Consider the following 13,388-nt stretch of genomic DNA (forward strand, 5'->3'; position numbering starts at 1 on the left):
CCCCGCCCGCTACGGCTCCGCGCCGGAGGTTCCCCTTCCCGTACGCGCGGTTCGGATTGACGGGCGGGACATAGAGACGGAGGGCCCGTTCCGACGTATGACGTGGCGGATCAGCTTCAACCCGTGATTCCACCCGTGACACGCAGAGAGCACAGAGGGCCACCGATGACAGAGCCGAGGTCAACGACGACAAGGCTGACGGTCGCACAGGCGCTGGTGCGGTTCCTCACCGTCCAGCACACCGAGCGCGACGGTGTGCGGCGCCGCCTGATCGACTCCACCTGGGGCATTCTCGGCCACGGCAACGTCGCCGGCCTCGGCCAGGCGCTCGTGGAGTACGGCGACGGCATGCCGTACCACCAGGGCCGCAACGAACAGGCCATGGTGCACGCGGCGGTGGGCTACGCACGTCAGTCGAACCGACTCTCCGCGCAGGCCGTCACCACGTCCGTCGGCCCCGGCGCCACCAACCTCGTCACCGGCGCCGCCCTCGCCACGATCAACCGCCTCCCGGTGCTCCTGCTGCCCGGCGACGTCTTCGCGACCCGCCCCGCCGACCCGGTCCTCCAGCAGCTCGAAGTCCCGTACGCGGGCGATGTGTCGGTCAACGACTGTCTGCGCCCGGTGTCGAAGTACTTCGACCGGATCAGCCGCCCCGAGGCCCTGATCCCGGCCGCCCTCCAGGCGATGCGTGTGCTCGCCGACCCGCTCGACACCGGCGCCGTCACCCTCGCGCTCCCGCAGGACGTCCAGGCGGAGGCCTTCGACTGGCCCGACGAGTTCTTCGCCGAACGCGTGTGGACCGTACGCCGTCCGGTCGCCGACCCGGCACAACTGGCCGCGGCCGTACGGGCCGTGCGGACGGCCCGGCGGCCCCTGGTCGTCGCGGGCGGCGGGGTCCACCACAGCGAGGCCGAGGACGCGCTCCGGGAGTTCGCCGACCTCACCGGCATCCCGGTCGCCTCCACACAGGCCGGCAAGGGCTCGCTCGCCTGGGACCACCCCGCGGACGTCGGCGGCATCGGGCACACGGGCACCGCGACCGCCTGCGAACTCGCCCGCACCGCCGACCTGGTGATCGGGATCGGCACCCGCTACACCGACTTCACCACCGCCTCCGGCACCCTCTTCGCCGCCCCGGACGTACGTTTCTTGAACATCAACATCGCCTCCTTCGACGGCCACAAGATGGCCGGGCAGCCGCTGGTCGCCGACGCGCGCACCGCGCTGGAGGCCCTCACCGCGGCCCTCGCCCCGCACGGCCACCGCGCCGGGCCCGCCTACGTCACCGAGTACACCGACGACAAGGAGCGCTGGGAGCACCGCGTCGACGCGGCCTTCGAGGCGGAGGACCCCTACGCGCGGCCCACCCAGCCGCAGGTCCTCGGCGCGCTCGACGACCTCGTCACCGGCGACGACATCATCGTCAACGCGGCCGGCTCCCTCCCCGGCGACCTGCACAAACTCTGGCGCGCCCGGTCCCGCGACCAGTACCACGTCGAGTACGGCTACTCCTGCATGGGCTACGAGATCCCGGCCGCGATCGGCATCCGGATGGCGGCCCCGGACCGGCCCGTGTGGGCGCTGGTCGGCGACGGCACGTACCTCATGATGCCCACCGAGATCGTCACCGCCGTCCAGGAGGGCATCGCCATCAAGGTGGTCATCCTGCAGAACCACGGGTACGCGTCCATCGGCGGCCTCTCCCAGGCGGTCGGCGCCGAGCGCTTCGCCACCGCCTACCGGCACCGCTCCGAGGACGGTACGTACACGGGGCGCCCGCTCCCCGTCGACCTGGCCGCCAACGCGGCGAGCCTCGGCATGCGGGTGCTGCGCGCCAAGACCGTGGACGACCTGCGGACCGCCCTCGCCGAGGCACGGGCCGCCGACACTCCCACATGTGTCTACGTGGAGACCGAAACGGCAGACACAGTGTCGGGCGCGCCCCCGGCCCAGGCCTGGTGGGATGTTCCTGTGGCCGAGACCGCGACCCGACCGTCGGCGGTCAAGGCACGCGCGCTGTACGAACGGCTGGCCTCCACCCGGCGCCGCCATCTGTGACGTAGTTCTCGGGCATGACAAGGAGTTCTCGGGCATGACGAAGATCGTCAACCACTGGATCGGCGGCAAGCCCGTCGAAAACGCTGCGGGCACGGCGGGCACGTACGGGCCGGTCACCGACCCCGCGACCGGCGCCGTCACCACGAAGGTCGCCTTCGCGAGCGTAGAGGAGGTGGACGCCGCGGTCGCCGCCGCGAAGGACGCCTACGCGAGCTGGGGCACCTCCTCGCTCGCCAAGCGCTCCGGCATCCTCTTCGCGTTCCGAGCGCTCCTCGACGCCCACCGCGACGAGATCGCCGCCCTGATCACCGCCGAGCACGGCAAGGTCCACTCGGACGCGCTCGGCGAGGTCGCGCGCGGCCTGGAGATCGTCGACCTGGCGTGCGGGATCACCGTGCAGCTGAAGGGCGAACTGTCGACCGAGGTGGCCTCGCGGGTCGACGTGGCCTCGATCCGCCAGCCCCTCGGCGTCGTCGCGGGCATCACGCCGTTCAACTTCCCGGCGATGGTGCCGATGTGGATGTTCCCGCTGGCCGTCGCCTGCGGCAACACCTTCGTGCTCAAGCCGAGCGAGAAGGACCCGTCGGCGGCCGTCCGGCTCGCGGAGCTGTTCGCGGAGGCGGGCCTCCCGGACGGCGTGCTGAACGTCGTCCACGGCGACAAGGTGGCCGTCGACCGCCTCCTGGAGCACCCGGACGTCAAGGCCGTCTCCTTCGTCGGCTCCACCCCGATCGCCCGGTACATCCACACCACCGCCTCCGCCAACGGCAAGCGCGTCCAGGCCCTCGGCGGCGCCAAGAACCACATGCTGGTCCTCCCGGACGCCGACCTGGACGCGGCGGCCGACGCGGCCGTCTCCGCCGCCTACGGTTCGGCCGGAGAGCGCTGCATGGCCATCTCGGCCGTCGTCGCGGTCGGCACGATCGGCGACGAACTGGTCGCGAAGATCCGCGAGCGCGCCGAGAAGATCAAGATCGGCCCCGGGAACGACCCGGCCTCCGAGATGGGCCCGCTGATCACCGCGGCCCACCGCGACAAGGTCGCCTCGTACGTCACGGGCGCCGCCGCCCAGGGCTCCGAGGTCGTCCTCGACGGCACCGGGTACACGGTCGAGGACCACCCCGAATGCGCTGACGGCCACTGGATCGGGCTCTCGCTGCTCGACAAGGTCCCCACGGACTCGGACGCCTACCGGGACGAGATCTTCGGCCCGGTCCTGTGCGTGCTGCGCGTGGACACGTACGACGAGGGGGTGGCGCTGATCAACGGCTCGCCCTTCGGCAACGGCACCGCGATCTTCACCCGGGACGGCGGCGCGGCCCGCCGCTTCCAGCTGGAGATCGAGGCGGGCATGGTCGGCGTGAACGTGCCGATCCCGGTGCCGGTGGGCTACCACTCCTTCGGCGGCTGGAAGGACTCCCTCTTCGGGGACCACCACATCTACGGCAACGACGGCACGCACTTCTACACCCGTGGCAAGGTCGTCACGACCCGCTGGCCGGACCCCTCGGAGGGCCCGGCCGGCGTGGACCTGGGATTCCCGCGCAACCACTGAGTCCGACCGCACCTTCCACCGGCGCATCGCTCCACCGGTACATCGCTCCACCGGTGAAACCCGCCGGTGAATTTCGGCGCCCGTGCTGCGGTTCCCGCACGGGCGCCGATGGCTGAGGCCGCTTGCCCCACCCTGCCAAGAACGGCAGTTGAGTCCCCCTCGACCTACGGATTCCGTAGGTCGAGGACCGTTGACGATTCGGATTCCGCAGGGTTCGATGCGGCACGGGAGCACGCACCCCCGCCGCACGAGTCGATCGGAACCGCTCCATGACTGACACGCTTCGCACCGTCGACTCCGCCCCCGGCCCTGCCCCCGCCCCCGTCCCCGGGGCACCGGACAGCGGTCCCGGCGAGGCCGGTACCGGTCCCCGTACGCTCAAGCGGTCCATCGGCGTCGTCGGCGGCACCCTGCTCACGATCTCCTGCGTGACACCGGCCTCCACGCTCTTCGTGGTCGTCCCCGACCTGTTCGGGTCCCTCGGCACGGCGACGGCCCTGACGGTCGCCATCGGCTCGCTGCTCTGTATCGCCGTGGCGTTCTGCTACTCGGAGCTGGGCACCCTCATCCCCAGCGCGGGCGGCGAGTACGCCATGGTGTCGACGATGGCCGGCCGGCTCGCGGGCTGGCTGGTCTTCGTCCTGTCGCTCCTCGTCGTGATGATCGTCCCGCCGGTGATCGCGATGGGCACGGCCGACTACCTCGCGCCCCTCGTGCACCTCGACGCGTCCTGGGCGGGCGCGGGCGTGATGGGGCTCGCCACCCTCGCTGGCCTGCTCGACCTGCGGGCCAACGCCTGGATCACCGGGATCTTCCTGGTCCTTGAGGTCATCGCGGCGGCCGTCGTGGCCGTCCTCGGTTTCGCGCACGCCGAGCGCGGGGCGGGCAGCCTGGTGTCCATGGAGGTGGCCGGCTCCGGCGGGCACCCGGACACCGTGACGGTGATGCTGGTCGTCTCCGGGCTCGCGATCGCCCTCTTCGTCACCCAGGGCTTCTCGACCGCCGTCTACCTCTCCGAGGAACTGGAGAACCCGCGCCGCAACGTGGCCCGTACGGTCCTGGCCACCCTCGCCATCTCCACGGTGATCATCCTCGTGCCGGTGGCGGCGATCACCCTGGGCGCCCCGGACCTGGCCGCGCTCACCGGCGGAGACATCGGCGGCATGGTCGCCGCGTGGTCGAACTCCGCGGTCGGCACGTTCGTCAGCCTCTGCGTGGCGCTCGCCATCATCAACGCGGGCATCGTCATGGTCATCCAGAACTCCCGCGTACTGTTCGCCTCCGCCCGCGACAAGGCCTGGCCCGAGCCGGTCAACAAGGTCCTGTCGAAGCTCGGCCGCTTCGGCTCCCCGTGGGTGGCGACGCTGGTCGTGGGCGTCCCCGGCGCGGTGCTCTGCTTCGTCAACCTCGACACCCTGTACGGCATCACGGGCGTCTCCGTCACGAGCATGTACATCCTGGTGGCGGTGGCCGCGCTCCTGGCCCGCCGAGGCCCCCACGCCCACACCCGGGCCTGGCGCATGCCGCTCTGGCCGACGCTCCCGGTCCTCCTCATAGCGGTCCTCGCCTACGTCCTCACCATGCAGGACCCGACGTACCTGGCCTGGACAGGCGGCATCACAGCAGCGGCAACCCTCTACTGGGCCCTGTACCTACGCCCCCGCCGAACAACCCGCTGGCTGGTAACGATCCCGGACACCCACTAGGGGCGCGGGGAACGGCGCAATCTTTTCAGGGGGCGAAGCCCCCAAGGGGCGCGGGGAACTGCGCGCCCAGCCACGACGATCCCGCACCCGCCGACGGTCAAGGCCCCCACCCCCTCCGCGCCGCACGGCCCCCGCACCCGCCGACGGTCAAAGCCCCCACCCCCTCCGCGCCGCACGGCACCCGCGCATACCGCACCCGCGGTACACCGCAAGGCAGCCGTACTCCTACGGGATACCGCCAAGCTCCCCCCACCGACCCCACCCCCACCCGGCAGGGCCCCGTACGGTTGAACCATGGATCTTCGAATGCCCGCAGCACCACGACGATGGCTGCGAGGCCCGCGCCGATGGACCGCCGCGGCCCTCGTCGCCGTGCTCGCCGGCGCCGGGACATGGACCGCGGTCGCCTCCGACGGCGCACCCGCGGTGCACCGCGCCGACCGCGTCATCCCCACCGCGGACGGGGTGAGGATCGACACGTCGTACTTCACCTCAGGCTCCACCGGTTCCGCAGGTTCGGGCGACCGCCGCCCCGCCGTCCTGCTGACCCACGGCTTCGGCGGCAACAAGGAGGACGTGCGCAAGCAGGCGGAGGACCTCGCCCGCGACGGCTACGCGGTCCTGACGTGGTCCTCGCGCAGCTTCGGCAGATCCACCGGCAAGATCGGCCTGAACGACCCGAAGGGCGAGGTCGCCGACGTCTCCAAGCTCATCGACTGGCTGGCGAAGCGCCCCGAGGTCCAGCTCGACAAGGCCGGCGACCCCCGGGTCGGCGTCGCCGGAGCCTCGTACGGCGGCGCGGTCTCCCTCCTCGCGGCCGGTTACGACCAGCGGGTGGACGCCATCGCCCCCGCGATCACGTACTGGAACCTCTCGGACGCCCTGTTCCCGAACGGCGTCTTCAAGAAGCTCTGGGCCGGGATGTTCATCAACTCCGGCGGCGGCTGCGACACGTTCGAGGCCCAGCTCTGCGAGATGTACGAGCGCGTCGCGGAGTCCGGAAAGCCGGATGCCGCGGCGATGAAGCTCCTGGAGGAGCGCAGCCCCTCCGCCGTCGGCGACCGCATCAAGGTCCCCACGCTCATCATGCAGGGCCAGACCGACTCCCTCTTCCCGCTCGGCCAGGCCGACAAGATCGCCAAGGCGGTCAAGGCCAACGGCGCCCCCGTGGACGTCGACTGGATCGCCGGCGGCCACGACGGCGGAGACATGGAGACGGACCGCGTACAGGCCCGCGTGACCTCCTGGTTCGACCGCTACCTGAAGGACGACAAGAACGCCGACACGGGACCCGCGTTCCGGGTCACCCGCACCGGCGGCATCGACTCGACCGACGGCGGCGCCCAGTTGCGCGGCGCCGACGGAGACACCTACCCCGGCCTGACCGGCGGCGACCGCGAGGTGGCGCTGAGCGGACGCGAGCAGGAGTTCTCCAACCCCGCGGGCGCCAGCCCGCCCGGCATCTCGGCCCTCCCCGGGCTCGGCGGCGCCGGCGGCCTCTCCCAGCTGTCCTCGCTCGGCGTCGGGGTGTCGCTCGACTTCCCCGGCCAGTTCGCGCGCTTCGACTCCGAGCCCGTGACCAGGGACCTGCGGATCACCGGCTCGCCCACCGTGACCGTGAACGTGAAGTCGACGACCGACGAGGCCGTGCTCTTCGCCAAGGTGTACGACGTCGGCCCCGGCGGCCGGCAGCAGGTCCTGCCGTCCCAGCTGGTCACCCCGATCCGTGTCGCGACCGGCGACAGCGGCAAGGACGTCCGCCTCACCCTGCCCGCCATCGACCACGAGGTGCAGGAGGGCCACCACCTGCGCCTGGTCCTCGCCTCGACCGACCTCGGCTACGCGTCCCCGCTGACCCCGGCCACGTACACCGTCTCCCTGAAGAGCGACCTCGCCGTGCCGACCGCGCCCGGTGTGACGACCGGGGCGGCGGGGCTGCCCGCCTGGGTGTGGTGGCTGCCGATCGCCGGCGCGCTGACCGCGCTGGCCCTGCTGCTCACGGGCCGCCGCCGCACCACCACGACCCCGCCCGACCCGGCGCTCGCCGAAGTCCCGCTCCAGATCACCGACCTGAGCAAGCGGTACGCGAAGTCGTCCGACCGCTATGCCGTACGGGACCTGTCGTTCCGCGTGGAGAGGGGCCAGGTCCTCGGTCTGCTCGGCCCGAACGGCGCGGGCAAGACCACCACCCTGCGCATGCTCATGGGCCTCATCAAGCCCGACGGCGGCGAGATCCGGGTCTTCGGGCACGCGATCCGGCCGGGCTCCCCGGTCCTCTCCCGGGTCGGCGCCTTCGTGGAGGGCGCGGGCTTCCTCCCGCACCTGTCCGGCCGCGAGAACCTCGACCTGTACTGGCAGGCCACCGGACGTCCGCCCGAGGACGCCCACCTGGAGGAGGCGCTGGAGATCGCGGGCCTCGGAGACGCGCTGTCCCGCGCGGTCCGCACGTACTCCCAGGGCATGCGGCAGCGCCTCGCCATCGCCCAGGCCATGCTCGGCCTGCCCGACCTGCTGATCCTCGACGAGCCGACGAACGGCCTCGACCCGCCCCAGATCCGCGAGATGCGCGAGGTCATGATCCGTTACGCCGCCGCGGGCCGCACGGTCATCGTGTCCAGCCACCTCCTCGCCGAGGTCGAGCAGTCCTGCACGCATCTGGTCGTCATGGACCGCGGCCGACTCGTCCAGGCCGGCCCGGTCCACGAGATCATCGGCTCCGGAGACACGCTCCTCGTCGGCCTCGCGACCGACATCCCGGACCCGCTGGTGGAGAAGGTGGCGGCGCTCCCGGGCATCGACTCGGCGATCCGCACGGACGACGGCCTGCTGATACGGCTGTCGGCGCGCGTCCCGGCGACCGTGGACTCCGGGGCTACGGGTTCCGAGGTGCCGGGTTCCGGAACGGTTGCCGGCGACTCCGCGACCGTCGACGACTCCGCGGCAGCCGCCCGGCTCCTCGTGGAGCTGGTCCGGCTGGAAGTACCGGTGGCCTCCCTCGGCCCCCACCGCCGCCTGGAGGACGCGTTCCTGACCCTGATCGGAGGCTCCGCGTGAGCACACTTGTAGAGCGTGCCGAAGTTGCGGACGGCTACCGGGCCGGGCGCACCCTGCCGTTGCGCGTCGAACTGATGCGCCAGCTGAAACGGCGCCGCACGCTGGTCATGGGGGCGATCCTCGCCGCCCTGCCGTTCGTGCTGGTCGTGGCCTTCGCGATCGGCGGCCAGCCGGAGGGCCGCGAGGGCCGGGTCACCCTCATGGACACGGCCACGGCCTCGGGCGCCAACTTCGCCGCGACGAACCTCTTCGTCTCGGCGGGCTTCCTGCTGGTCATCCCGGTCGCACTGTTCTGCGGCGACACCATCGCCTCGGAGGCCAGCTGGTCCTCCCTGCGCTACCTGCTCGCCGCGCCCGTGCCCAGGGCCCGCCTCCTGTGGTCCAAGCTCGTGGTCGCGCTCGGCCTCAGCCTCGCCGCGATGGTGCTGCTGCCGGTCGTCGCGCTGCTGGTGGGCTCGGTCGCCTACGGCTGGGGTCCGCTGGAGATCCCCACCGGCGGCTCCCTGTCCGCGGGCACGGCGGCCCAGCGCCTGGTGATCGTGATCGCGTTCATCTTCGCGTCCCAACTGGTCACCGCCGGGCTCGCGTTCTGGCTGTCGACGAAGACCGACGCCCCGCTGGGCGCGGTGGGCGGCGCGGTCGGCCTGACGATCGTCGGGAACGTACTGGACGCGGTCACCGCCCTCGGCGACTGGCGCCACTTCCTGCCCGCGCACTGGCAGTTCGCGTGGGCCGACGCGGTGCAGCCCACCCCCGAATGGGGCGGCATGATCCAGGGCACGGCCGTCTCGGTCACGTACGCGCTGGTGCTGTTCGCCCTGGCCTTCCGCGGCTTCGCCCGCAAGGACGTGGTGTCGTAGAAGCCCCGTTACGCGGCTTCCGTCCGGCCCTCCCGGCATCCTCCGGACCCTCCGGTGACCCCCAGGTCTCCGGAGGGTCACCCGCCGGTCTCGACCGGCGCCCACCGTGGCCGCATCGAGATCCATCCGCAACGCCTCGGCCCGCTCCTTCCGCCCGCCCCGGCCGTCACAGTCACAGACGTCGGCTCACAGCGGTCACCGAGGGGACACACATGAGGCGCACCGAACGGCATCGGACAGAGCGATATCGGACAGAGCGGGCGGACACTCGGGGAGGGCCGCCGGGCTCGCGGCGACCGCGCGTGCGGGCGCGACGGCGAGGGCGGCGGGTGCGTGGCGCGTTCGTCGCGGCGACCGTCTCGCTCGGACTCCTGCTCACCGCCTGCGGCGGCGGCGTCGGCGAGGACTCGAACGACCGGGGCAGCAGCAGGACCCGGGAGGACAACGGCTTCCCGGCCCCCGCCCCGGCCCAGCCGACGGCCCCGCCGGACACCGGCGGGGGAACCGGTCAGGGCTACGAGGACGGCGAGGGGAAGGGCGAACTCCGGGAGACCGCGCCCCCGGCCGACTACCTCTCCACGTTCGCCCTGGACGTCGACACCGCGTCGTACGGGTACGCGCGCCGGACCCTCCGGGAAGGCCGGCGGCCCGATCCGTCGACGGTCCGCCCCGAGGAATTCATCAACAGCTTCCGCCAGAACTACGAGCGCCCCGACGGCAACGGCTTCACGGTGACGATGGACGGCGCCCGCACGGCCGCCCCCGGGAACGGCCTCGGCGAGGAGAACCGCGACTGGCGGTTCCTCCGCGTCGGCCTCGCCACCCGGGAGGCCGAGGACAGCGGCGAACGCCGGCCCGCCGCCCTCACCTTCGTCATCGACGTCTCGGGCTCGATGGCCGAACCCGGCCGCCTGGACCTGGCGAAGGAGTCCCTCGACGTCATGACGGACCGGCTGCGCGACGACGACGCGGTCGCGCTGGTCAGCTTCAGCGACGAGGCGAGGACCGTGCTCCCGATGACACGCCTGGGCGACCACCGGGGCCGCGTCCACGAGGCGATCGACACCCTCGAACCCACCGACTCGACCAACCTCGGCGCGGGCGTCACGACCGGCTACCGTACGGCCGTCGAAGGGCTGCGGGAAGGCGCCACCAACCGGGTCGTGCTGCTCTCCGACGCCCTCGCCAACACCGGTGAGACCGACGCCGACGCCATCCTCGACCGGATCGCGGACGCCCGCCGCGAGCACGGCATCACGCTCTTCGGGGTCGGCGTGGGCAGCGACTACGGCGACGCGCTGATGGAACGCCTCGCGGACAAGGGCGACGGGCACACGACGTACGTGTCCGGTGCGGAGGAGGCCCGCAAGGTCTTCTGCGACGAACTGCCGCGCAACATCGACCTGACGGCGCGGGACGCGAAAGCCCAGGTGTCCTTCGACCCCGCCACCGTGGACCAATTCCGCCTGATCGGCTACGACAACCGGCAGGTCGCCGACGAGGACTTCCGCGACGACCGGGTGGACGGCGGCGAGACGGGCCCGGGGCACACGGTGACCGCGCTGTACGCGGTACGGGTCAAGCCGGGCGCGAGGGGGCACGTGGCGACGGCGACCGTACGCTGGCTCGACCCCTCGACCCGGGTCCCGCACGAGGAGACGGGCCGGGTGGAGGCTGCCGCGCTCGCCGGCCCCCTGTGGACCACGACAACCGCCCGAAGCGGACTCCAGGTGACGGCGATCGCAGCATACTTCGCGGACGCGCTGCGCTCCGGCGGGCTGCCGGGGGCGCTGCCGCTGCGCGAACTCGGCCGCCACGCTTCGAACTTGGCAGCAACCACAGAAAGCCCCGAGATCGACGCCTTGTCAAACACAATCACCCAGGCAACAACACTGGACGGTTAGCCCCCTGAGGGGCGGGCCTGAGGCCGAGGGGCGGGTGCGGCTCCGGTGGGGGCTGGCCGCGCAGTTCCCCGCGCCCCTGAGGGGCAGGAACCTGAGGCCGCAGGCCAGGTGCGGCCCGGCGGGGGTTGCCCGCGCAGTTCCCCGCGCCCCTAAAAGACAGGCCGTCGGTCGGCCACGGCATCACGCCCGCCCCCGCCCCGCCCCGTCAGGGGCGCGGGGAACGGCGCGGGTCACCCCCACCGGGCCGGCACGTCCGCTCGGCGCGCAGCCACCCACCCCCTCAGGGGCGCGGGGAACGGCGCGAGCAACCCCCACGCACCCGCAGCCGACCCCCGACCGAACCGGAGGTCACCCGCAGTCAACAACCAACCCCCGACCGGAGGTCACCCGCACAGGTGCCTTTCCGCCACAACCGGATCGTTCGGGAACCGCAACGACGTCCGCCCCCACGCCCCAGTCACATTCCGCAAGAACCGCCCCCCGGTCAACGGCCCCCGAACAGCCGCGTCCAGCTCGGCCAGAGCCCCGCACCGCAGTGCCCGCCGCGCGGCGGCCACCTCGGTGGGCGAGACCCCGGGGGGCGGCATCCCCACTCCCCGGTCGGCCACCAGCCAGGCCGCCGGCAGGTGCTTGTCGTGGCCCACCCGCCCCGCTCCGACCCGTTCGGAGTGCGCCGCCAGGGGATACGCGAGCCCGATCGGATCGAGCGCGGCCCCGTCCAGCGGAACGACCGAGCCGTTGAACCCGAGGACCACATAACTCGCCGTCACCCCGCCGGAGGCGCCTCGGACCCACCCGTCCTTGCCCAGCACCACCACAGGCACGCCCGTGCGGCCGGCCGCCGCCACCGCGCGCGCGTACCGCAGATGGTGCGGCGCCCCCGCGAAGGTGTGCCGCAAGGGATGCGGATCGGCGTTGTGCCGCACGTACACCCCGCGCTCGTCCGCGATCCCCGCCGGCCCGATCTGTCCCCCGTACGGCATCCGCAGCCAGCCCGCGCAGACCACCGCCCACAGACCGACGCCGACCGCCGCCAACGTGCCCACCCGTGTCGCCGGGACGACGAACACGGGCAGCAGCATCAACAGCAGCCCGGGCAGCAGCATGCGTCCATGCATGAAGTCACCGCCGACCTTCACGACGTACAGCCAGCACAGCAGTCCGGCGACGACGGGCGCGAGCGCGGAAACGACCCGCACCACCTCCGGCCCGCGCAAGCCGACGCCAGGCCCGCGCGAACCCCCGCGGGCCGGAACGAGCGCCGCTGCCACGAACAGCGCCGGCACCCACAGCAGATACGGATGCGCGAAGTCCGCCAGATAGATCAGCCCCCGCCCCCACAGGCTCTGCGAGGCCTCCTTCGTCACGGCGGGCAGCGGCACCAGATGCCCGTAGTACCCGGCGCGGAACACCTCGTACGCGACCGGCAGCGCCCCCGCCGCTCCCGCCCCCGCGAACACCCCCCGCCACGACGGCCGCACCAGCAGCCACTGGGCCCCCAGGAACACCACGGTCACCAGCCCCAGATCGGGCCGCACCAGGGGTCCGAGACCGATGACGAGAGACGTCACGACAGAGGCGGGCCTCGTCGTCAGCGCCAGCCACGACCCCGCGATCCAGCACGTCGCGAGCCCCGTCTCCAGTCCCGAGGTCGCGAAGTCCCAGACAGGAGGCAGCCCGAGCAGCACCAGCGAACCCAGCGGCACGGCCGTCCGCCCGCCGTACGTCCGCAGCGCACCGATCCCCGCGAGCGCGAACCCGGTCGCGGTCAGCAGCAGACCCCCGTACACCGCCGCCGTCGCCGGATCGACCCCCGCCGCCCCGGCCGCGACCAGCAGCCACTGCCACAGGGTGCCGGTCGACGACTCGACCCGCTCACCCGCGTTGAACACGGGCCCGTTCCCCGCGAGCACCTGCCGCACGGTCCGTACGTAGATGTAGGCGTCGTCGGACATCCACCGCCGCCGGAACCCCGCGTACGCGATCAGGAGCGCGGGCACGGCCCACACCGCCACCCGCAGCCGGTCCGCCCACGCGGTACCAGGACCGGAGCCGGGCGGCAGGGACAGGACGGACGACGAGGGCGGACGGCTCCAGCCGTGGAAGAAGTGCGAGGGGCGGGCGGGGGAGTGCGTCGACGTCATGATCCGTTCATCGGCCCACGTCCGGCCGAGCTTGACGGACCTGTTGAAAATCCCCTACGCATGAGTAAGTTTACTCCGAAGTAAGTAAGCGTCACCGCAACGGG

Annotated in this window: 7 protein-coding genes; 6 read left to right on the top strand and 1 reads right to left on the bottom strand. The window is 72.4% G+C overall.

Going from position 1 to position 13,388, the window contains the following annotated elements; translation table 11 throughout:
- The first annotated feature begins 165 nt into the window (after nucleotides 1–165).
- The 6 genes from iolD (at nucleotide 166) to ACZ60E_RS18375 (ending at nucleotide 11,140) form a co-directional block, all read left to right on the top strand.
- Nucleotides 166–2,061, top strand: a complete 1,896-nt coding sequence (gene iolD, locus ACZ60E_RS18350; protein WP_469441625.1) for a 3D-(3,5/4)-trihydroxycyclohexane-1,2-dione acylhydrolase (decyclizing) — start codon at nucleotides 166–168, stop codon at nucleotides 2,059–2,061.
- A 34-nt stretch (nucleotides 2,062–2,095) separates the two neighbouring features.
- On the top strand, nucleotides 2,096–3,616 hold the full coding sequence (gene mmsA, locus ACZ60E_RS18355) for a CoA-acylating methylmalonate-semialdehyde dehydrogenase (protein WP_469441626.1): 1,521 nt from the start codon (nucleotides 2,096–2,098) through the stop codon (nucleotides 3,614–3,616).
- A 269-nt stretch (nucleotides 3,617–3,885) separates the two neighbouring features.
- Complete coding sequence (locus tag ACZ60E_RS18360) at nucleotides 3,886–5,322, top strand: APC family permease (RefSeq protein WP_384814231.1); 1,437 nt, start codon at nucleotides 3,886–3,888, stop codon at nucleotides 5,320–5,322.
- A 294-nt stretch (nucleotides 5,323–5,616) separates the two neighbouring features.
- Entirely contained in the window at nucleotides 5,617–8,376 is a 2,760-nt protein-coding gene (locus ACZ60E_RS18365; protein ID WP_469441629.1) for an alpha/beta fold hydrolase, read from the top strand.
- Entirely contained in the window at nucleotides 8,373–9,236 is an 864-nt protein-coding gene (locus tag ACZ60E_RS18370) for an ABC transporter permease (protein ID WP_469441631.1), read from the top strand. The genes ACZ60E_RS18365 and ACZ60E_RS18370 overlap by 4 nt, the downstream gene beginning before the upstream one ends.
- A 212-nt stretch (nucleotides 9,237–9,448) precedes the next feature.
- The gene (locus ACZ60E_RS18375; protein ID WP_469441633.1) at nucleotides 9,449–11,140 is read left to right on the top strand and encodes a vWA domain-containing protein; all 1,692 of its coding nucleotides are present in this window, start codon (nucleotides 9,449–9,451) and stop codon (nucleotides 11,138–11,140) included.
- Between the two features lie 383 nt (nucleotides 11,141–11,523).
- Here the strand turns inward: ACZ60E_RS18375 and ACZ60E_RS18380 are convergent, their stop codons facing one another.
- Nucleotides 11,524–13,284 carry an arabinofuranosyltransferase AftB family protein gene (locus tag ACZ60E_RS18380; RefSeq protein WP_469441635.1) on the bottom strand — a complete coding sequence of 587 codons (1,761 nt, stop codon included), beginning with the start codon at nucleotides 13,282–13,284 and terminating at the stop codon, nucleotides 11,524–11,526.
- Nucleotides 13,285–13,388 lie beyond the last annotated feature (104 nt).

It is taken from the genome of Streptomyces sp. NPDC102514, assembly GCF_055584525.1.

What these genes read in the sequence shown, in the direction of transcription:
- ACZ60E_RS18375 (WP_469441633.1), top strand. Translation starts at nt 9,449, where the DNA reads ATGAGGCGCACCGAACGGCATCGGACAGAGCGATATCGGACAGAGCGG.
- iolD (WP_469441625.1), top strand. Translation starts at nt 166, where the DNA reads ATGACAGAGCCGAGGTCAACGACGACAAGGCTGACGGTCGCACAGGCG.
- mmsA (WP_469441626.1), top strand. Translation starts at nt 2,096, where the DNA reads ATGACGAAGATCGTCAACCACTGGATCGGCGGCAAGCCCGTCGAAAAC.
- ACZ60E_RS18380 (WP_469441635.1), bottom strand. Translation starts at nt 13,284, where the DNA reads ATGACGTCGACGCACTCCCCCGCCCGCCCCTCGCACTTCTTCCACGGC.
- ACZ60E_RS18365 (WP_469441629.1), top strand. Translation starts at nt 5,617, where the DNA reads ATGGATCTTCGAATGCCCGCAGCACCACGACGATGGCTGCGAGGCCCG.
- ACZ60E_RS18360 (WP_384814231.1), top strand. Translation starts at nt 3,886, where the DNA reads ATGACTGACACGCTTCGCACCGTCGACTCCGCCCCCGGCCCTGCCCCC.